This is a genomic window from Streptomyces sp. NPDC001443, from assembly GCF_053597355.1.
Map to the genome: position 1 here is coordinate 81935 of NZ_JBSFIA010000011.1, position 20728 is coordinate 102662.

General features: G+C 70.4%; 19 protein-coding genes and 1 tRNA gene. 8 read left to right on the top strand and 12 right to left on the bottom strand.

The features are described 5' to 3' along the window. Positions 1–5: 5 nt before the first annotated feature. A complete protein-coding gene (locus ACWC24_RS14745) occupies positions 6–1685 on the bottom strand; it encodes a sodium:solute symporter family protein (RefSeq protein WP_450663190.1) in 1680 nt (559 codons plus the stop codon). 121 nt (positions 1686–1806) lie between these two features. Here ACWC24_RS14745 and galT point away from each other — a divergent pair, with 121 nt between their 5' ends. From galT to galK, 3 genes are read left to right on the top strand one after another with little or no spacing between them, the layout of a single operon-like run. Beyond that, complete coding sequence (galT, locus tag ACWC24_RS14750) at positions 1807–2868, top strand: galactose-1-phosphate uridylyltransferase (protein ID WP_450663191.1); 1062 nt, start codon at positions 1807–1809, stop codon at positions 2866–2868. After that, the gene (gene galE, locus ACWC24_RS14755) at positions 2865–3842 is read left to right on the top strand and encodes a UDP-glucose 4-epimerase GalE (RefSeq protein WP_450663192.1); all 978 of its coding nucleotides are present in this window, start codon (positions 2865–2867) and stop codon (positions 3840–3842) included. The genes galT and galE overlap by 4 nt, the downstream gene beginning before the upstream one ends. Next, positions 3842–5002 (top strand): galactokinase, encoded by a 1161-nt coding sequence (gene galK / locus ACWC24_RS14760; protein ID WP_450663193.1) that lies wholly within the window; start codon positions 3842–3844, stop codon positions 5000–5002. Before galE ends, galK begins: the two co-directional genes overlap by 1 nt. A 248-nt stretch (positions 5003–5250) precedes the next feature. Here the strand turns inward: galK and ACWC24_RS14765 are convergent, their stop codons facing one another. Beyond that, entirely contained in the window at positions 5251–5718 is a 468-nt protein-coding gene (locus ACWC24_RS14765) for a GNAT family N-acetyltransferase (RefSeq protein WP_450663194.1), read from the bottom strand. A 264-nt stretch (positions 5719–5982) separates the two neighbouring features. Between ACWC24_RS14765 and ACWC24_RS14770 the strand changes: the two genes are divergently transcribed. Next, entirely contained in the window at positions 5983–6756 is a 774-nt protein-coding gene (locus ACWC24_RS14770; RefSeq protein ID WP_450663195.1) for a LuxR C-terminal-related transcriptional regulator, read from the top strand. A 44-nt stretch (positions 6757–6800) separates the two neighbouring features. Here ACWC24_RS14770 and ACWC24_RS14775 read toward each other — a convergent pair whose 3' ends face one another. Further along, a complete protein-coding gene (locus ACWC24_RS14775) occupies positions 6801–7298 on the bottom strand; it encodes a MarR family winged helix-turn-helix transcriptional regulator (RefSeq protein ID WP_152892954.1) in 498 nt (165 codons plus the stop codon). Between the two features lie 109 nt (positions 7299–7407). Between ACWC24_RS14775 and ACWC24_RS14780 the strand changes: the two genes are divergently transcribed. Together ACWC24_RS14780 and ACWC24_RS14785 are read left to right on the top strand one after the other, a co-directional pair. Next, a complete protein-coding gene (locus tag ACWC24_RS14780; RefSeq protein WP_450663196.1) occupies positions 7408–8226 on the top strand; it encodes a trans-aconitate 2-methyltransferase in 819 nt (272 codons plus the stop codon). A gap of 5 nt (positions 8227–8231) precedes the next feature. After that, the gene (locus tag ACWC24_RS14785) at positions 8232–8594 is read left to right on the top strand and encodes a glyoxalase (protein WP_450663197.1); all 363 of its coding nucleotides are present in this window, start codon (positions 8232–8234) and stop codon (positions 8592–8594) included. A gap of 55 nt (positions 8595–8649) precedes the next feature. Here ACWC24_RS14785 and ACWC24_RS14790 read toward each other — a convergent pair whose 3' ends face one another. Both ACWC24_RS14790 and ACWC24_RS14795 read right to left on the bottom strand, forming a co-directional pair. Continuing rightward, positions 8650–9327: a TetR family transcriptional regulator gene (locus ACWC24_RS14790; protein ID WP_450663198.1), complete on the bottom strand. Its 678-nt coding sequence runs from the start codon at positions 9325–9327 to the stop codon at positions 8650–8652. Further along, positions 9324–10334 carry an acyl-CoA desaturase gene (locus tag ACWC24_RS14795; protein WP_450663199.1) on the bottom strand — a complete coding sequence of 337 codons (1011 nt, stop codon included), beginning with the start codon at positions 10332–10334 and terminating at the stop codon, positions 9324–9326. Before ACWC24_RS14795 ends, ACWC24_RS14790 begins: the two co-directional genes overlap by 4 nt. Before the next feature lie 300 nt (positions 10335–10634). On the opposite strand from ACWC24_RS14795, the gene ppc reads away from it, so the two are divergent. Further along, a complete protein-coding gene (gene ppc, locus ACWC24_RS14800) occupies positions 10635–13367 on the top strand; it encodes a phosphoenolpyruvate carboxylase (protein WP_450663200.1) in 2733 nt (910 codons plus the stop codon). Between the two features lie 71 nt (positions 13368–13438). Here ppc and ACWC24_RS14805 read toward each other — a convergent pair whose 3' ends face one another. The 7 genes from ACWC24_RS14805 to ACWC24_RS14835 all read right to left on the bottom strand — a co-directional run bounded on the left by ACWC24_RS14805 (position 13439) and on the right by ACWC24_RS14835 (position 19156). Beyond that, entirely contained in the window at positions 13439–13939 is a 501-nt protein-coding gene (locus ACWC24_RS14805; RefSeq protein ID WP_450663201.1) for a hypothetical protein, read from the bottom strand. Between the two features lie 76 nt (positions 13940–14015). Next, positions 14016–14618 carry an aminoacyl-tRNA hydrolase gene (pth, locus tag ACWC24_RS14810; protein WP_392605846.1) on the bottom strand — a complete coding sequence of 201 codons (603 nt, stop codon included), beginning with the start codon at positions 14616–14618 and terminating at the stop codon, positions 14016–14018. A gap of 101 nt (positions 14619–14719) precedes the next feature. Continuing rightward, positions 14720–15316: a 50S ribosomal protein L25/general stress protein Ctc gene (locus ACWC24_RS14815; protein ID WP_450663202.1), complete on the bottom strand. Its 597-nt coding sequence runs from the start codon at positions 15314–15316 to the stop codon at positions 14720–14722. Between the two features lie 208 nt (positions 15317–15524). Further along, complete coding sequence (locus tag ACWC24_RS14820; protein ID WP_450663203.1) at positions 15525–16499, bottom strand: ribose-phosphate diphosphokinase; 975 nt, start codon at positions 16497–16499, stop codon at positions 15525–15527. A gap of 134 nt (positions 16500–16633) precedes the next feature. Further along, entirely contained in the window at positions 16634–18082 is a 1449-nt protein-coding gene (gene glmU, locus ACWC24_RS14825; protein ID WP_450663204.1) for a bifunctional UDP-N-acetylglucosamine diphosphorylase/glucosamine-1-phosphate N-acetyltransferase GlmU, read from the bottom strand. A 112-nt stretch (positions 18083–18194) separates the two neighbouring features. Further along, a tRNA-Gln gene (locus ACWC24_RS14830) sits at positions 18195–18266 on the bottom strand. 8 nt (positions 18267–18274) lie between these two features. Next, the gene (locus ACWC24_RS14835; protein WP_450663205.1) at positions 18275–19156 is read right to left on the bottom strand and encodes a hypothetical protein; all 882 of its coding nucleotides are present in this window, start codon (positions 19154–19156) and stop codon (positions 18275–18277) included. A gap of 167 nt (positions 19157–19323) precedes the next feature. Between ACWC24_RS14835 and ACWC24_RS14840 the strand changes: the two genes are divergently transcribed. Next, positions 19324–20727, top strand: coding sequence for a sensor histidine kinase (locus tag ACWC24_RS14840; RefSeq protein ID WP_450663206.1), 1404 nt, complete (start codon positions 19324–19326; stop codon positions 20725–20727). Position 20728: the final 1 nt, after the last annotated feature.

The window sequence follows — 20728 nt, forward strand, 5'->3', positions numbered from 1 at the left end:
CGCGGTCAGATCGAGAACGGGATGTAGCAGGCGGCGGCCAGGATCACCGCGCCCCAGCCCAGCAGGGCCGGCCTGCGGTACCAGGCGTCGTCCCCGGCGGCCGGCGGCTCGGACATGCCGGGGGACGTGGTGCCGTGGACGAGGCCCTGGAGCTCGCGCTCCGGCTTCGGGGCGGTGAACAGCGACACGATCACCATGACGACCGCGCCCGCGGCGAAGCCCGCGATGGCGGAGACGAAGTTGGCGCCCTGGTCGGTGGGGACGGAGACGATGTCCCGCTTGTAGAGCACGAAGTAGTTGACCATCGCGGCCACGGTGCCCGCGAGCAGCCCCCAGAAGCCCGATCTCGCCGACGCCCGCTTCCAGAACATGCCCACGATGAAGACCGCGAACATCGGCACGTTGAAGAAGGAGAACAGCGTCTGGAGGTAACTCATGATGTTCGAGAACGACGAGGCCAGGAAGGCCGTGCCGATCGACGCGAGCACCCCGATGGCGGTGATCAGGCGGCCGAAGCGCACGTAGTGGGCGTCCTCGCGGCCCCTCACGACGTACTTGGCCCAGATGTCGGTGGTGAACACCGTGTTGAAGGACGACACGTTGGCCGCCATGCCCGCCATGAAGGCCGCCAGCAGACCGGTCACCGCGATGCCGAGCACGCCGTTGGGCAGCAGTTCCTGCATCAGGTAAGGGATGGCGTCGTTGTACTGGAGGTCCGAGCCGGAGGTGCCGATCCTCGGCACGAGCGCCGCCGCGACCAGACCGGGGGTCATCACCAGGAAGACGATGAAGATCTTCGGGTAGGCCGCGATCAGCGGGGTGCGCCGGGCGGCGGAGAGGTTCTTCGCGGACAGCGCGCGCTGCACCTCGGCGAAGTTGGTGGTCCAGTAGCCGAAGGACAGCACGAAGCCCAGGCCGAGCACGATGGTCAGCCAGTTGGCGCCCAGCGGGTTGGCGTCGCCGATGCCGGTGCCGCCCCACGCGGTGACGAAGTGGTGGCCGTGCTGCGCGGTGAGCCTGTCGGTCAGCCCGCCCCAGCCGCCGACCTTCTTCAGGCCGAGCACGGACAGCGGGATGAGCGCCGCGAGGATCACGAAGAACTGGAGCACCTCGTTGTAGATCGCGGAGGAGAGGCCGCCGAGGGTGATGTAGGCGAGCACGAAGAAGCCCGCGACGACGACGGCCACCCACTGCGGCCAGCCGAGCAGCGCCTCGACGACGATCGCGAGGGCGTAGAGGTTGACCCCGGCGATCAGGATCGCGGCGCAGGCGAACAGGACCGAACTCAGCAGGTGCGCCCACCTGTCGAAGCGCAGCAGCAGGAACTCGGGGACCGAGCGGACCTTGGAGCCGTAGTAGAACGGCATCATCACCAGGCCCAGGAACACCATGGCCGGGATGGCGCCGATCCAGTACCAGTGCACGGTGTACGCGCCGTACTGGGCGCTGTTGGCGGCCATGCCCAGGATCTCGGTGGCCGCGAGGTTGGCCGAGACGAAGGCCAGACCGGTGATCCAGGCAGGCAGCGATCTTCCGGAGAGGAAGAAGTCGAGGCTGGTGCGCACCGAGCGGCGGGCCGCGAATCCGATGCCCAGGACGACGGCGAAGTAGATCGCCATGATCGCGTAGTCGAGCGCGTCGACGGGCAGCCGCAGTCCCGCTGCCAGATATGTGGGGGTTTGCATCCAGAACTCACCTTGCCTGGTGTTCTTTGTTTGATTGTGGGGGTGACCTTCGTGGGGTCTTATGGTTCGATGTGTTTGGTTCTGTTTGAAGCTTCGCTAGGTGTACGGATGGAGTGCCGCGGTGAAGAAGACCTCGACCCGACTGGCCGACGGTCGTGAGCTGATCTACTACGACCTGCGGGACGACGCCGTGCGCGACGCGGTGGACCGTCGCCCGCTGGAGCCCACGGTCACCACCTCGGAGGTGCGCGCGGACCCCCTGCTCGGCGACTCCGTCGCCGTCGCCTCGCACCGCCAGGGCCGCATCTACCACCCCCCGGCCGACGAGTGCCCGCTGTGCCCCTCACAGGGCGACCGGCTCAGCGAGATCCCGGACTCGACCTACGACGTGGTCGTCTTCGAGAACCGCTTCCCCTCCCTGGCGGGCGACTCCGGCCGCTGCGAGGTCGTCTGCTTCACCTCCGACCACAACTCGTCCTTCGCCGACCTCGACGAGGAACAGGCGCGCCTGGTGCTGGACGCGTGGACCGACCGGACGTCCGAGCTGTCGCATCTGCCCTCCGTGGAACAGGTGTTCTGCTTCGAGAACCGCGGAGCAGAGATCGGGGTGACCCTCGGTCACCCGCACGGGCAGATCTACGCGTACCCCTTCGTCACCCCCCGCACCGCCCTGATGCTGCGCCAAGTGGCGGCACACAAGGAGGCGACGGGCGGCCAGAACCTCTTCGACGCCGTCCTGGAACGGGAACTCGCCGGCGGACGGGTCGTCCTCGAGGGTGAACACTGGGTGGCCTTCGTGCCGTACGCCGCGCACTGGCCCTACGAGGTCCACCTGTATCCCAAGCGCCGCGTCCCCGATCTGCTCGCCCTCGGCGAGCCGGCACGCACAGAGTTTCCCCAGGTCTATCTGGAAGTCTTGAGGCGCTTCGACCGGATCTTCGGCGAAGGTGAACCTCCCACGCCCTACATCGCCGCCTGGCACCAGGCGCCGTTCGGCGCGCTGGAGGAGTTCGACGGGGTCAGCCGCGACGACTTCGCGCTCCACCTCGAGCTTTTCACCATTCGCCGCACTTCCGGCAAGCTGAAGTTTCTCGCGGGTTCCGAGTCCGGCATGAACGTGTTCATCAACGACGTGCCGCCGGAGCGCGCGGCCGAGCGACTGCGAGAGGTAGCGAGTTCATGAGCGGTAAGTACCTGGTCACGGGTGGCGCGGGATACGTCGGCAGCGTGGTCGCCCAGCACCTGCTGGAGGCCGGCCACGAGGTCACCGTCCTCGACAACCTCTCGACCGGCTTCCGCGAGGGCGTCCCGGCCGGCGCCGCGTTCGTCGAGGGCGACATCCGCGACGCCGCCAAGTGGCTGGACTCCTCCTACGACGCGGTCCTGCACTTCGCCGCCTTCTCCCAGGTCGGCGAGTCGGTGGTGAAGCCGGAGAAGTACTGGGACAACAACGTCGGCGGCACCATGGCGCTGCTCGGCGCGATGCGCGACGCGGGCGTGCGCAAGCTGGTGTTCTCCTCCACCGCCGCCACCTACGGCGAGCCGGTCAACACCCCGATCACCGAGACCGACCCGACCGCCCCCACCTCCCCCTACGGCGCCTCGAAGCTCGCCGTCGACCACATGATCACCGGCGAGGCGGCCGCCCACGGCCTCGGCGCGGTCTCCCTGCGCTACTTCAACGTGGCCGGCGCCTACGGCGCGCAGGGCGAACGCCACGACCCCGAGTCCCACCTGATCCCCCTCGTCCTCCAGGTCGCCCAGGGCCGCCGCGACGCCATCTCCGTCTTCGGCGACGACTACCCCACCCCGGACGGCACCTGCATCCGCGACTACATCCACGTCGCCGACCTCGCCGAGGCCCACCTGCTCGCCGTCGCCGCCGCACGGCCCGGCGAACACCTGATCTGCAACCTCGGCAACGGCAACGGCTTCTCCGTCCGCGAGGTCATCGAGACCGTCCGCCAGGTCACCGGCCACCCGATCCCCGAGGTCGTCGCCCCGCGCCGGGCCGGCGACCCCGCGGTCCTGGTCGCCTCCGCCGCCACCGCCCGCGAGAAACTGGGCTGGAACCCCTCCCGGGCCGACCTCGCCGGAATCGTCGCGGACGCCTGGGAGTTCACGCAGCACAACGCACGCACCGCGAGGGAGCACTAGTGGGGGCACCACAGGTCCAGGTCCGACAGGGATTCGCCGCGCTGTACGGAGCCGAGCCCGAGGGCGTCTGGTCCGCACCGGGCCGGGTCAACCTCATCGGCGAGCACACCGACTACAACGACGGCTTCGTCATGCCGTTCGCGCTGCCGCACACCGCGGTCGCGGCGGTGTCACGGCGCACCGACGGCCGGCTGCGGCTGCACTCGGCGGACGTCGAGGGCGGCGTCGTCGAACTCTCCCTGGACGACCTCGCGCCCGAGAGCGACAAGAGCTGGACGGCGTACCCGGCCGGGGTGGTCTGGGCGCTGCGCGAGGCCGGCCACCCGGTCACCGGCGCCGACGTCCACCTGTCGTCCACGGTCCCCGCGGGCGCGGGCCTGTCCTCGTCGGCGGCCCTGGAGGTCGTCGTCGCGCTGGCCCTGAACGACCTGTACGAACTCGGCCTCAAGCGCTGGCAGCTGGCCCGCCTGTGCCAGCGCGCCGAGAACGTCTACGTCGGCGCCCCCACCGGCATCATGGACCAGACCGCGTCGGCCTGCTGCGAGGCGGGCCACGCGCTGTTCCTGGACACCCGTGACCTGTCCCAGCGGCAGATCCCCTTCGACCTGGCCGCCGAGGGGATGCGGCTGCTGGTCGTGGACACCCAGGTCAAGCACGCCCACAGCGGCGGCGAGTACGGCAAGCGCCGGGCCGGCTGCGAGCAGGGCGCCGACCTGCTCGGCGTCCACGCCCTGCGCGACATCGACCACGCCGGACTGGACACGGCGCTGGAGCGGCTCGGCGACGAGGAGGAGGTGCGCCGCCTGGTGCGCCACGTCGTCACCGAGGACGCGCGCGTGGAGCGCGTCGTGGACCTGCTGAAGGCCGGCGACACCCGCGCCATCGGCCCGGTCCTCACCGAGGGCCACGCCTCGCTGCGCGACGACTTCCGGGTCTCCTGCCCCGAGCTGGACCTGGTCGTCGACGCGGCGCTGGCCGCGGGCGCGCTGGGCGCCCGGATGACCGGCGGCGGCTTCGGCGGCTCGGCGATCGTGCTGGCCGAGGAGGCGGACGTGGTGGCGATCACCAAGGCGGTCGAGGACGCCTTCGCCACGGCCGGCTTCACCGCACCGCGGGTCTTCGAGGCGGTGCCCTCGGCGGGGGCCGCACGCCTGGACTGATCCGACCGCCCCGCACGGCCGGACCGGTCCCACGGCCACGACGGCCGTGAACATGCCCGCGGTCCCGAGGGCCGAGCGCGACTCAGGATCCGACGGCCGGGCTCGGCCCCCGGTCCCGGTCCCGACGACCGGGCGCGGGACGGGTCCTGACGCCCGGTCCGCGTTCCGAGGCCGAGACCGATGCCAGGGCCGAGGCCGGGTCCGGGGGAGTGCTCCTCCGGACCCGGCCGTCGGCGTCCCGCCGGTGGTCAGCCGCCCGCCCGGCCGAGCCGCTTCGTCAGCGTGTACTCCGTGATCCCCGGCGGGTAGTCGGGGATCACGCACACCACTTCGTACCCGTGTCCGCGGTAGAAGCCGGGCGCCTGGAAGTCCCACGTCTCCACCCGGGCACCCCGGCAGTCCCTCTTCTCACGTGCGATGCGCTCCGCCCGCGCCAGCAGCCGGGAGCCCAGCCCCGCGCCCCGGTGGCGCTCGTCGACCCACAGGTAGGTGACGTGCAGCCAGGTCGTCCAGGTGTGCCCGACCAGACCACCGGCCAGCTCGCCCGCCTCGTCCGACGCCCAGACGTGCAGCGGGAGTTCGCGCTCACCGGGCGTGCCGCGCAGGGCGCGCAGCACCGGCGAGTTCGCCGTGTTCGTGTCACGCAGACGCGTACGGAGGAGATCACGCCGCACTTTGTCGACTTCTGCCTCAATACGAAACATGCGGCACACCATAAACGCCCCGGCCAATCAGTTCTGCAAATGAGCTTCCGCTACGGGCCCCCAGCCGTACTCTGATGAACAGCACCGGTGGGGGCCGGTGCTGATCAGGGGGCGAGACGGAGTCGGGTACGACGCCCGCATCGGGGGTAGCAGTTCCTGCACGGCGGCGGCTGTGCGGCCGCGTCGATGCCGGGCGTCGTGCCCGCGCCGGTCCGCGTCCTACAGACGGTGGTGGGGTTGGCCCCTGCTCTTCGGGAGCCAGGGGAAGGGGGTTTCGTGGTTCGCATCCGAGTCCTGGTCGTCGACGATCACCGGATCTTCGCCGAGTCGCTCGCCGCGGCACTGGCGGCGGAGCCGGACGTCGACGTCTCCGCGGCCGGCAGCGGCCCGGCGGCACTGCGCAGTCTGGAGCGCGCGGCCGCCGAGGGGCGCAGGTACGACGTGCTGCTCGTGGACGCCGACCTGGGCGGCGGCGTGCCGGGCGTACGGTCGGCGGTGCCCGTGCAGGAAGTGGGTGAGGACGGGCTGGTCGACGGGATATCCCTCGTCGCCGGAGTCCGCTCCGGGCAGCCTCATGTGCGTACGGTCGTCCTCGCCGAGAAGGACGACCCGCGGCGGGCCGCGCTCGCCCTCCAGGCCGGGGCCTCCGGCTGGGTCGCCAAGGACTGTTCGCTGTCGCGGCTGCTGACCGTGATCCGGGGGGTGCTGCGGGACGAGACGCATCTGCCGCCCGCCCTGCTCACCGGTGTCCTGCGGGAGTTGACCGCCGCCCGCAAGCACCGCACCGAGAGCGAACGGCTGGTGGAGTCCCTCACCCCGCGCGAGCGGGAGGTGCTGCGCTGCATGGTCGCGGGCCTGGGCCGCAAGGCCGTCGCCGAGCGACTGTTCCTCTCCCCGCACACCGTGCGCACCCATATGCAGAACGTCCTCGGGAAACTCGGCGTGCACTCCACCCTCGCCGCCGTCGCGCTCGCGCGCCGGGCCGGCGTCGGACCGGTCGACCTGGAGCCCGCCGGGCGGATCAGGGCGCAGGAGACCCACACCGCCTGACCGGTCCCCCCGGACCACCCGGGGGATGGTGCCGAACGGGGCGGTCAGCCCGGGATGTTGTCGAACGGCGCGGTCAGCCGGCGCAGCAGCGCGGCCAGTTCACCGCGCTGGGCGCGGGAGAGTTCGGAGAGGATCGCCCGCTCCTGGTCGAGGAGCCCGGCCAGGGCCTGGTCCGCACGGTCCTGGCCCTCCTCCGTCAGCCGCACCAGCACACCGCGCCGGTCGCTGGGGTCCGGCAGCCGCTCCACCAGGCCCTTCTTCGTCAGCCGGTCGATGCGGTTGGTCATCGTGCCCGAGGTGACCAGGGTCTGGGTGAGCAACTGCCCCGGCGAGAGCTGGTACGGGGCCCCCGCGCGCCGCAGCGCGGTCAGCACGTCGAACTCCCAGGGCTCCAGGCTGTGCTCGGAGAAGGCGAGCCGACGCGCGCGATCGAGGTGCCGGGCCAGCCTGCTCACCCGGCTGAGTACCTCCAGCGGCTCCACGTCGAGGTCCGGGCGCTCCCGGCGCCACGCTGCGACCAGCCGATCGACCTCGTCCTCCATGACGATCAGTGTAGTGGTTGTGTCGACGTGAAGTCTCTTGACGTCAAGATATCTCGGGGGCAGGCTGGAGATCGACCGCGCACCCGGTGCCCGTCCGAGGAGGCCACCCATGCCCACCACCACCCCCGCCTGGGACCCCGCCCAGTACCTGCGGCACGCCGACCACCGTGCCCGCCCCTTCGCCGACCTCCTCGCCCGCGTAGCGGACCTGCCCGGCGATCCACCCCGCATCGCCGACCTCGGCTGCGGACCCGGCAACGTCACGGCCCTGCTCGCCGAGCGCTGGCCCACCGCGCACATCACCGGGTACGACAACTCGCCGGAGATGCTCGACCGGGCCCGGGCGGAGCACGCGGGCCCCACCCCGGGCGGCGGCCGCCTCGACTTCGCCCCCGCCGACGTACGCACCTGGACGCCCCCGGGGACGTACGACCTGATCATCAGCAACGCCACGCTCCAGTGGGTGCCCGGTCACCTGGACCGGTTCGGCGACTGGATCGCCGCCCTCGCGCCCGGCGGAACCTTCGCCTTCCAGGTGCCCGGCAACTTCGACGCCCCCAGCCACCGGCTGATGCGCGACCTGGCCGGCTCGGCCCGCTGGCGCGACCGCCTCGCGGACGTCCTGCGCCACGACGACGCCGTCCACACCCCCGAGGCCTACTTCGAACACCTGGCCGATCTGGGGTGTGCGACAGACGCCTGGGAGACCACCTACGTCCAGCTCCTCGGTGGCGAGGACCCCGTCCTCGACTGGGTGAAGGGCACCGGGCTGCGGCCGGTCCTGACCGCCCTCGCCGACGACCCGGCGGCCCGCGAGGAGTTCGTCACCGCCTACCGCGGTGTCCTGCGCGAGGCCTACCCGGCCGGCTCCCACGGCACCCTGTTCCCGTTCCGCCGCGTCTTCGCGGTCGCCCGCAAGGAGGCCTGAGAACCGTGCTCGCCGCCCTCGACCACGTCCAGCTCGCCGTGCCGCCCGGCGCCGAGGACCTGCTGCGCCCGTACTACGTCGACGCCCTCGGCATGACGGAGATCCCCAAGCCGCCCGTGCTCGCCGCGCGGGGCGGCTGCTGGTTCCGGGCCGGCGCCGTCCAGCTCCACCTCGGTGTGGAGACTGACTTCCGCCCGGCCCGCAAGGCCCACCCCGGGCTGCGGGTCACCGGCATCGAGGCGTACGCGGCCCGGCTGGCGTCCCACGGCGCGAAGGTCACCTGGGACGACGACCTGCCGGGCCATCGGCGCTTCTACTCCGAGGACCCGGTCGGCAACCGGCTGGAGTTCCTTGAGCCGACCGGGTGACGCGGCGGGCCGGCCGGACGGCGCGACGAGCCGGACGGGTGGGGCGCCGCACGGCTCAGCTCTTGCGATGCCCTATCAACCGCGGCTTGGCCTCCAGCCCGTCCAGCCCGTGCCACGCCAGGTTCACCAGATGCGCCGCCACCTCCGCCTTGCGCGGACGCCGCACGTCCAGCCACCACTGACCGGTCAGGGCGACCATCCCGACCAGCGCCTGGGCGTACAGCGGGGCCAGCTTCGGATCGAAGCCGCGGCTCTTGAACTCACGGCCCAGGATGTCCTCCACCTGGGTGGCGATGTCCGAGATCAGCGACGCGAACGACCCCGTCGACTGCGGAATGGGGGAGTCGCGGACCAGGATGCGGAAACCGTCCGTGTACTCCTCGATGTAGTCGAGGAGCGCGAAGGCCGCCTGCTCGCACAGCTCACGCGGATGCCCCGCGGTCAGCGAACCGGTCACCATGTCCAGCAGCCGCCGCATCTCCCGGTCCACGACGACCGCGTAGAGGCCCTCCTTGCCGCCGAAGTGCTCGTACACCACCGGCTTGGACACCCCCGCCCTGGCGGCGATCTCCTCCACGGAGGTGCCCTCGAAACCTTTCGCCGCGAACAGCGTGCGACCGATCTCCAGCAGCTGCTGGCGGCGCTCGGCACCGGTCATACGGGTGCGACGAGCACGCCGGGGCTTCTCATTGCTGGAGGTGCTGCTGGGATCGGTCGCCACGGCGTCAATCATGCCGCGTCGGCGGTCGACCTCTCCTGCCGGGAAGCGTCCTCCCCCGTGTTCCGGCGCGAATCGATACGCGAGCGTGACGGCCAGCGCACGTCCGACGCCCACCCCAGCAGCTCGAACCAGCGGATCAGCCGCGCGGAGGAGTCCAGCTGCCCGCGCTCCACCCCGTGCCGCGCCGAGGTCGGATCGGCGTGGTGCAGGTTGTGCCAGGACTCACCGCACGACAGCACCGCCAGCCACCACACGTTGCCCGAACGGTCCCGCGACCTGAACGGACGCCTGCCGACCGCGTGACAGATCGAGTTGATCGACCACGTGACGTGGTGCAGCAGCGCCACCCGCACCAGGGAACCCCAGAAGAAGCCGGTGAACGCGCCCCACCAGGACATGGTCACCAGCCCGCCGATCACCGCCGGCAGCGCCAGCGACAACAGCGTCCACAGGATGAACTGCCGCGAGATCGCCCGCAGCGTCCGGTCCTGGATCAGATCCGGCGCGTACTTCTCCTGCGGGGTCCGCTCCTCGTCGAACATCCAGCCGATGTGCGCCCACCACAGGCCCTTCATCAGCGCCGGAACCGTCTCCCCGTACCGCCACGGCGAGTGCGGGTCGCCCTCGGCGTCCGAGAACCTGTGGTGCTTGCGGTGGTCCGCGACCCAGCGGACCAGCGGACCCTCCACCGCCATCGACCCCGCGATCGCCAGCGCGATCTTCAGCGGCCGCTTCGCCTTGAACGAACCGTGCGTGAAGTGACGGTGGAAACCGATGGTGATGCCGTGGCAGCCGAGGTAGTAGAAGAACACCAGCAGACCGAGGTCCAGCCAGCTCACCCCACGGCCCCACGCCAGCGGGACCGCGGCGATCAGCGCGAGGAACGGCACGGCGATGAACACCAGCAGGGTGATCCGCTCGATCGAACCCTTCTGCTCACCGCCCAGCGTGGCCGAGGGCATCGGCGTGTCGCCGGGCACCTCCGGGGCGTCTTTGATCACGTCGGGATGGGTGGTCATGGGCGTCCCCTGTGGGATCGAAGGAGGAGAGGGGGGCGGCGTGCGGGTCGCGATAACCGAGTGGCCCTTCCTACGGTTCCGTAACCTACGGCGTCGTAAGTATGGCAGCGCGCCGCCCGACGGCAAGAGCCCGACAGCCTGCGCGTCCGCATGGACACCTATCCTTGGAGTCGGTCGGACAGCGCGGTCCGCTCTGATTCATTCCCGGATGCCCGACCCGTATGCGGCAGCCGCCGCGCGAGAGGCGTGCTTCCGGGTTCCCCTCCCAGACGAGCTTCAACACTGCAAGGAGCCGCACCTGTGAGCAGTGCCGACGACCAGACCACGACGACCGGCAGTGAACTGCGCGCCGACATCCGCCGCCTCGGTGACCTCCTCGGCGAGACCCTCGTCCGGCAGGAAGGCCCCGAGCTCCTCGAACTGGTCGAGAAGGTCCGCCGTCTCACCCGCGAGGACGGCGAGGCCGCCGCCGAACTGCTGCGTGGCATCGAACTGGACACCGCGGCCAAGCTGGTCCGCGCCTTCTCCACCTACTTCCACCTCGCCAACGTCACCGAACAGGTGCACCGCGGCCGCGAACTGCGCGCCCGCCGCGCCGCCGAGGGCGGCCTCCTCGCCCGCACGGCCGACCGGCTCAAGGACGCCGACCCCGACCACCTGCGCGAGACCGTCAAGCACCTCAACGTTCGCCCGGTGTTCACGGCACACCCCACCGAAGCCGCACGCCGGTCGGTGCTCAACAAGCTCCGGCGCATCGCCGCGCTCCTGGAGAGCCCCGTCATCGAGGCCGACCGCCGCCGCTACGACACCCGTCTGGCCGAGAACATCGACCTCGTCTGGCAGACCGACGAACTGCGCGTCGTACGCCCCGAACCCGCCGACGAGGCCCGCAACGCCATCTACTACCTCGACGAACTCCACGCAGGCGCCGTCGGCGACGTCCTGGAGGACCTCACCGCGGAACTGGAGCGCGTCGGCGTCAAGCTCCCCGACGACACCCGCCCCCTCACCTTCGGCACCTGGATCGGCGGCGACCGCGACGGCAACCCCAACGTCACCCCCCAGGTCACCTGGGACGTCCTGATCCTCCAGCACGAACACGGCATCAACGACGCCCTGGAGATGATCGACGAGCTGCGCGGCTTCCTGTCGAACTCCATCCGCTACACCGGCGCCACCGAGGAACTCCTCGACTCCCTGCGCACCGACCTCGACCGGCTGCCCGAGATCAGCCCCCGCTACAAGCGCCTCAACGCCGAGGAGCCCTACCGGCTCAAGGCCACCTGCATCCGGCAGAAGCTGGAGAACACCAAGCAGCGCCTGGCCACCGGCACCCCCCACGACCCCGGCCACGACTACCTCGGCACCTCCCAGCTGCTGCACGACCTGACGCTGATCCAGACCTCCCTCAGGGAACACCGCGGCGGCCTCTTCGCCGACGGCCGCATGGACCGCACCATCAGGACCCTGGCCGCCTTCGGTCTCCAGCTCGCCACCATGGACGTCCGCGAACACGCAGACGCCCACCACCACGCCCTCGGCCAGCTCTTCGACCGGCTCGGCGAGGAGTCCTGGCGCTACACCGACATGCCCCGCGAGTACCGCACCAGACTGCTCGCCAAGGAACTGCGCTCCCGGCGCCCCCTCGGCCCCACCCCCGCGCCCGTGGACGCCGCCGGCGCCAAGACCCTCGGCGTCTTCCAGACCGTCAAGCGCGCCCTGGAGGTCTTCGGCCCCGAGGTCATCGAGTCGTACATCATCTCCATGTGCCAGGGCGCCGACGACGTCTTCGCCGCCGCCGTCCTGGCCCGCGAGGCCGGCCTGATCGACCTGCACGGCGGCTGGGCCCACATCGGCATCGTCCCGCTGCTGGAGACCACCGACGAGCTCAAGGCCGCCGACACCATCCTCGAGGACATGCTCTCCGACCCCTCCTACCGGCGCCTGGTCGCGCTGCGCGGAGACGTCCAGGAGGTCATGCTCGGCTACTCCGACTCCTCCAAGTTCGGCGGCATCACCACCAGCCAGTGGGAGATCCACCGCGCCCAGCGCCGACTGCGCGACGTCGCCCACCGCTACGGCGTACGGCTGCGCCTCTTCCACGGCCGCGGCGGCACCGTCGGCCGCGGCGGCGGCCCCTCGCACGACGCGATCCTCGCCCAGCCCTGGGGCACCCTGGAGGGCGAGATCAAGGTGACCGAGCAGGGCGAGGTCATCTCCGACAAGTACCTGATCCCCTCCCTGGCCCGGGAGAACCTGGAACTGACGGTCGCCGCCACGCTCCAGGCGTCCGCCCTGCACACCGCGCCCCGCCAGTCCGACGAGGCCCTCGCCCGCTGGGACGCCGCGATGGACGTCGTCTCCGACGCCGCCCACGCCGCCTACCGCCGGCTCGTCGAGGACCCCGACCTGCCGACGTACTTCCTCGCCTCCACGCCGGTCGACCAGCTCGCCGACCTGCACCTGGGCTCGCGGCCCTCCCGCCGCCCCGGCTCGGGCGTCTCGCTCGACGGACTGCGCGCCATCCCGTGGGTCTTCGGCTGGACCCAGTCCCGGCAGATCGTCCCCGGCTGGTTCGGCGTGGGCTCCGGCCTCAAGGCCCTGCGCGAGGCAGGCCTCGACACCGTGCTCGACGAGATGCACGACCAGTGGCACTTCTTCCGCAACTTCGTCTCCAACGTCGAGATGACCCTCGCCAAGACCGACCTGCGCATCGCCCGGCACTACGTCGACACCCTCGTCCCGGACGAGCTCAAGCACGTCTTCGACACCATCAAGGCCGAGCACGAACTCACCGTCCGCGAGGTCCTGCGCATCACGGGCGAACGGGAACTGCTCGACGCGACCCCCGTCCTGAAGCAGACCTTCACCATCCGCGACGCCTACCTGGACCCGATCTCCTACCTCCAGGTCACCCTGCTCAAGCGGCAGCGCGACGCCGCCGCGGCCGGCGAGGAGCCCGACCCGCTGCTGTCCCGGGCCCTGCTGCTGACCGTCAACGGCGTGGCGGCCGGCCTGCGCAACACCGGCTGACCCGCCCCGCACCACGCACACGAGTGCCCCCGAGCCCACACGGGCCGGGGGCACTCGTACCTCCGCACGAACTACTGCACCGCGACGAACGCCGACGTCAGCAGCAGCGCCCCCGCGCCCGCCAGCGCCCACGCCACCCGCGTCCGCCGCAGCCCGCCCGCGACCACCACCGAGGCGAGCAGCAGCGCCCCGCCCAGCGGGACCCACGCGTACAGCACCCCGGCCGGACCCGAGCGGACCACCTCGTCACCGCCCGGCTTCACCACGACCGTGTACGTCCGCCCCTTGCGCACCGCGACCGACTTCGCGATCACGACCGACGCCCGGGCCCGCGAACCGGCCGACAGCGGCGTGTACGGCCCCGTGCAGGTGTCCCCGCCGCAGCCGGTCACCAGGACCGTGCCGCTCTCCCGGCCCTTCGTCAGCATCACGTGCTGGGCCGTCCCCCAGGACGCCCACACCCCCGCGATCAGGATCAGCACGGCGACCGTCCCCATCGCCGCGAACTGCCCGAACCGCAGCGCGGCGCGGGCACCCTGACGACCGGTCGCGGTACGGGCTGTGGCAGGCATGGCGGTGATCCTTGGCCATCACCTGGCGGAAAGTCAATGTCGGCCGGTCGCCGGTCGCCGGCCCGCGGCCCACGACTCAGGAGTTGTACGTCCCCTGCGCCCGCTCCAGCCCCTCGATCACCAGACACTCCACCGCGTCCGCCGCCCGGTCCACGAAGTAGTCCAGCTCCTTGCGCTCCGCCGACGCGAAGTCCTTCAGCACGAAGTCCGCGACCTGCATCCGTCCCGGCGGCCGCCCGATCCCGAACCGCACCCGGTGATAGTCCGCGCCCATCGCCTTCGTCATCGACTTCAGCCCGTTGTGCCCGTTGTCGCCGCCACCCAGCTTCAGCCGCAGCACCCCGTAGTCGATGTCGAGCTCGTCGTGGACCGTCACGATGTTCGCCGTCGGCACCTTGTAGAAGTCCCGCAGCGCGGTCACCGGACCACCCGACAGGTTCATGAACGACATCGGCTTCGCCAGGATCACCCGACGGTTCGCCGGCCCCGGCGGACCGATCCGCCCCTCGACGACCTGCGCCTGCGCCTTGCCCGCCCGCTTGAACTTGCCCCCGATCCGCCCGGCCAGCAGATCGGCCACCATGAACCCCACGTTGTGCCGGTTCATCGCGTACTCCGGCCCGGGATTGCCCAGCCCCACGATCAGCCAGGGGGCATTGGCGTCGGTCGTCACGTGCATGTCTCCTCGGATACGCGCCAGCCGCTGCCCCCGTTCGGAACCCTGAAGAATCAGAACCCCGAAGAGAACAGCGGCTGACGAGACAACTAAGACGGCGAGAATCAGGCCTCGGCGGCCTCTTCGCCCTCACCCTCGGCACCCTCGGGCGCCTCCTCCGCCTGCGCGGCCAGCACCTGCAGCACGACGGCGTCCGCGTCCACGGCCAGCGTCACACCGGACGGCAGGGCGATGTCCTTGGCGAGCACCGAGGCACCGGCCTCCAGACCCTCGACCGACACCGAGACGGCCTCCGGGATGTGCGTGGCCTCGGCCTCGACCGGAAGCGCGTTCAGCACGTGCTCCAGCAGGTTGCCACCGGCGGCGAGCTCGCCCTCGGCGTGCACCGGGACCTCGACGGTGACCTTCTCGCCGCGCTTCACGAGCTGGAGGTCGACGTGCTCCAGGTGACCACGGACCGCGTCACGCTGGACGGCCTTCGGGATCGCCAGCTCGTTGGTCTTGCCGTCGATGTCCAGGGAGATCAGGACGTTCGGCGTACGCAGCGCCAGCAGCAGGTCGTGACCCGGCAGCGTCAGGTGGACCGGGTCCGAACCGTGGCCGTACAGCACACCGGGAACCTTGTGGTCGCGGCGGATACGACGGGCGGCACCCTTGCCGAACTCGGAACGGGTCTCGGCGGAGATCTTGACCTCGGACATGATCACTCCTCGTAGTGTCAGAAAGCACGGACGTGGTCACCCGGCCACGAACGGCCTGCTACGAAGAGCGCGTCGATAACGGACAGCCGCATCCCCCGTGAAAACGGAGAACGGCCTCCCTCGCCGAGCAACTTCGACAGTCTACTCAGAGAGGGAGGCCGCACCCAAAAGGATCTTCCGGCGCCGGATCGCTACGGCGCCCGGATCCCTACTGCTCGTCGAAGAGGCTCGTCACCGAACCGTCCTCGAACACCTCACGCACCGCACTCGCGATCGTCGGCGCGATCGACAGCACCGTGATCTTGTCCAGCTCCAGCTCACCCGGCGTCGGCAGCGTGTTCGTGAACACGAACTCGCTCACCTTCGAGTTCTTCAGCCGGTCCGCCGCCGGACCCGACAGCACACCGTGCGTCGCCGTCACGATGACGTCCTCCGCACCGTGCGCGAACAGCGCGTCCGCCGCGGCACAGATCGTGCCACCCGTGTCGATCATGTCGTCGACCAGGACGCACACCCGGCCCTTGACCTCACCCACGACCTCGTGGACGGTCACCTGGTTCGCCACGTCCTTGTCACGCCGCTTGTGCACGATCGCCAGCGGCGCACCCAGACGGTCGCACCAACGGTCCGCCACCCGCACCCGGCCCGCGTCCGGAGAGACCACCGTGAGCTTGTCACGGTCCACCTTGTCGCCCACGTAGTCCGCCAGCAACGGCAGCGCGAACAGGTGGTCCACCGGACCGTCGAAGAAGCCCTGGATCTGGTCCGTGTGCAGATCGACGGTGAGGATGCGGTCCGCACCCGCCGTCTTCATCAGGTCCGCGATCAGACGCGCCGAGATCGGTTCACGACCACGGTGCTTCTTGTCCTGCCGCGCGTAACCGTAGAACGGCACGATCACCGTGATGGAGCGGGCCGACGCACGCTTCAGCGCGTCGATCATGATCAGCTGCTCCATGATCCACTTATTGATCGGAGCCGTGTGGCTCTGGATCAGGAAGCAGTCCGCGCCACGCGCCGACTCCTGATAACGCACATAGATCTCGCCGTTCGCGAAGTCGAAGGCCTTCGTCGGGACGACCCCGACACCCAACTGCTGGGCGACCTCCTCGGCAAGCTCGGGGTGGGCGCGGCCGGAGAAGAACATCATCTTCTTCTCGCCGGTCGTCTTGATCCCGGTCACAGCACTGTCTCCTCAGAGGTGTCTCAGCTGGGTGTCGAGAGGCCTGCGCAGCTGACTGCGAACGGCCGTCTCAGCTGGTGGGGTGCGGGTGTGCACTTATCACGGTACGCCGTCCGGAGCGCGCCCGTTTCCGGTCAGCCCTCGCCGCCCGGCTCCCGGGACGCCGCCTCGGCCGCCTTCGCCGCCGCGCTCCCCGGACGCTTACGGGCCACCCAACCCTCGATATTCCGCTGCTGACCACGGGCCACGGCCAGCGAACCGGGCGGCACATCCTTCGTGATCACGGACCCGGCAGCCGTGTAGGAACCGTCCCCGACGGTGACAGGCGCCACAAACATGTTGTCCGAACCCGTACGGCAGTGCGCGCCCACCGTCGTGTGGTGCTTGTCCTGACCGTCGTAGTTCACGAACACGCTCGCCGCACCGATGTTGGAATACTCACCGATCGTCGCGTCCCCGACATAGGACAGGTGCGGCACCTTCGTCCCCTCGCCGATCGACGCGTTCTTCGTCTCCACGTACGTACCGACCTTCGACTTCAGCCCCAGCCGCGTACCGGGACGCAGGTACGCGTACGGCCCCACGCTCGCCTGCGGACCCACCACCGCCCCGTCGGACACCGTGTTGTCCACCCGGGCCCCCGCACCCACCGTGGTGTCCTTCAACCGGCAGTTGGGACCGACCTCCGCACCCTCGCCGATGTGCGTCGCACCGTGCAGCTGCGTACCCGGATGCACGACCGCGTCCTGCTCGAACGTCACCGTCACGTCCACCCACGTCGTCGCCGGGTCGACCACCGTGACCCCGGCCAGCATCGCCGCGGTCAGCAGCCGGTCGTTCAGGATCCGCCGCGCCTCGGAGAGCTGCACCCGGTTGTTGATCCCCGCGATCTCCCGGTGGTCCACCGCCACCGACGCACCGACCCGGTGACCCGCCTCGCGCAGGATGCCCAGGACGTCCGTCAGGTACTCCTCGCCCTGGCTGTTGTCCGTACGCACCTTGCCCAGCGCGTCCGCGAGCAGCCGGCCGTCGAACGCGAACACACCCGAGTTGATCTCGCGGATCGCCCGCTGCGAGTCGCTGGCGTCCTTGTGCTCCACGATCGCGGTCACGGCACCCGAAGCGCCGTCCCGCACGATCCGGCCGTACCCCGTCGCGTCCGGCACCTCGGCCGTCAGCACGGTCACCGCGTTGCCGTCCGCGGAGTGCGTCGCGGCCAGCCGCCCCAGGGTTTCCCCGGTCAGCAGCGGAGTGTCGCCGCACACCACCACGACCGTCCCGTCCACCGGGCCGCCCAGCTCCTCCAGCGCCATCCGGACGGCGTGCCCGGTGCCGTTCTGCCGCTCCTGGACGGCCGTACGGACCTGGGGGTCGATCTCGGTGAGGTGCGCGGTGACCTTCTCGCGGGCGTGGCCGACCACGACGACGAGGTTCTCGGGGTCCAACTCGCGGGCGGCGGCCAGCACATGGCCCACCAGGCTGCGACCGCAGATGTCGTGCAGGACCTTGGGTGTGGCCGATTTCATACGGGTGCCCTCACCCGCTGCGAGTACGACGACGGCGGCCGGGCGGATGGCGCTCACGGGGTTGTCCTTCGGCTGTGGAGAAGGTGGGGGGACAACCGCAGGATACCGGGGCGTTTCTTGGGGGACATGAGAATGGGCCCTGACAGTGCTGTCAGGGCCCGGTCAGCAGCTCCGCCGGCTGGATTCGAACCAGCGTCTCAAGGCTCCAAAGGCCTGCGGGATGCCGCTACCCCACGGCGGATTGCTGCTTCAAACCTTACCGGAGGAGGGGAGGGCATGATCCCGTCCGACGGAATCCACCATCCCGGACCACCATCCTTCGATGCGGCGGTACAACTCGGCTCCTTGGAGGACGCTGATCACGAAGCAGCCCCGGTAGTTCTCGCCCACGTTCTTGCGGACGGTTTTGGGGTTGTGCTTCTTGATGGTCGTCCGCTGGAGACGGGAGACGTCGACACCTACGAGATCTGCCCAGAACTGCTCTGAGCCCTTGACGTCAGCGGTCAGGTGGATCATCACCCGGTAGCGCAGGCGCTCGCGTTCCACGCCAAGCAGGTCCAGCCAAGCCAGGAAGATCCGGATCACGCCCGGGTCGCTGTTGACGAACTGCACATTCTCGCGCCTGGCGTAGGGCTTGTCCTTGCCCCCCTCGGCCCAGTAGAGGGCGACGCCGGTCATGAACAGGTCGCGGCTGCTCAGCGGGCCGACCTCGCTCGCGGCAGCCCTCTTCGTCCGCTGCCGCTTCTCGTCACGTACGGCCAGCTCGTGCTCCCACCTCAGTCGATTGGCCAGCCTCGCCTGTTCCGACGGGTCGCGGCGCTCCGGCTTCGGCAGGTCTCGTACCCACAGGGAGATCGAGCTCTTCGAGCAGCCCAGCTCCACCTGGATCCGGTCGTAGCTCCAGCCCTGGAGCCGCAGCTCCCGCGCCCTGGCCCTGAGGTCGTCCTTGGCGTTCGGGCGCCTGGTCCATTCGGGGGGCGGCTCGCCTTCGAGGAGGCGGTTGAGGATGTCGTTGTTGTGCACGTGCAGCCGGTCGCGGATCTGGCGGCGGCTGAGTCCTGCCCGCCGTAGCGTCACGGCCTGGTCCCGTAGCTTCTCGAAGTCCGCGTACTTGCCAGGTGAATGTGCCATGGGCATAGCGTCTGGGCGGACTGGGTGATTCCGGGGTCAGGTGATCGGTAGTTAAGCAGTTCGGGTGATAGCGGAGAGTTTTGTAGCTATTCGACTACGCGGTGTGGTGGAGGCGGGTCGTGAAAACTAGCCGGAAAAGCCCGGCCCGCCGCCCGTAGGCTGGAGGCATGACCACGACGGGGGAAGACCACTCCGCGGCCCGTACGGGGCCGTGGTGGTGGGCGCGGTGGCGTAGTGCCGGGTTGGACGTGGCGCTGGCGGCGGCGTCCGCGGCGGAGTGCGCGTTGGAGGGTGTGCGGTTCGGCCGGGACGCGGGGATCCCGACGGCCGCGGGGGTGGGTTTCGGGCTGCTGGCCGGTTCGGCGCTGCTGATCCGGCGCAAGTGGCCGATCGCGGTCGTGCTGGTGTCGATCGCGATCACTCCGGCCCAGATGGGCTATCTGATGGGCATCGCGGGCCTCTACACGCTGGCCGCGTCGGAGCTGCCGCGGCGGATCATCGCGTCGCTGGCGGGGATGTCCCTGGTGGGGATGCTGATCGTGATGCTGGTGCGGGTGCGGCAGGACATGGCGCGGGGGGATTTCGCGCTGGGCGACTGGTTCATTCCGTTCGCTTCGATCACGACGGCGCTGGGGTTGACGGCGCCGCCTGTGCTGCTGGGTCTGTACGTGGGGGCGCGGCGGCGGCTGATGGAGAGCCTGCGGGAGCGGGCGGACAGTCTGGAGCGGGAGCTTCAGTTGTTGGCGGAGCGGGCCGAGGAGCGGGCGCAGTGGGCGCGTAACGAGGAGCGGACGCGGATCGCGCGGGAGATGCACGACGTGGTCGCGCACCGGGTGAGTCTGATGGTGGTGCACGCGGCGGCGTTGCAGGCGGTGGCGCGGAAGGATCCGGAGAAGGCGGTTCGCAACGCTGCTCTGGTCGGGGACATGGGGCGGCAGGCGTTGACCGAGTTGCGGGAGATGCTCGGGGTGCTGCGCAGTGGGGACGGTGCGGCGCGGCGGGAGGGGGTGTCGGTGCCGTTGGCGGCGGTGGGGGCGGCTGCGGCTGCGGCGGCTTCGCGGGCGGCGGACGAGGTCGAGGGTCCGTGTCTGGAGGAGTTGGAGGAGTTGGTGGGGCAGTCGGCGGCCGCGGGGATGGTCGTGGATCTGTCGGTGGAGGGGGAGTCGCGGTCGTACGCGCCGGAGGTGGAGCAGACGGCGTACCGGGTGGTGCAGGAGGCGTTGACGAACGTCCACAAGCACGCGGCGGGTGCGAAGACGTATGTGCGATTGGCGCACCGGGTGTCGGAGATCGCGATGCAGGTGGAGAACGGGGCGCCGCCGGAGGGTTCGTCGGGGTCGGCGGCGGGGTTGCCGTCGGGGGGCAACGGGCTGGTGGGGATGAAGGAGCGGGTGGTGGCGCTCGGGGGTGTGTTCGTGTCGGGGCCGACGGATGCGGGGGGTTTCCGGGTGTCGGCGGTGATTCCGTCGGTGTCGGCGACTGTGTCGGGTGCTTCGGGTGCTTCGGGTGCTTCGGGTGCGTCCGTGCCGTCGGCGTCTTCGGCGTCCGGTCCCGCCGTGCCGTCGGCGTAGT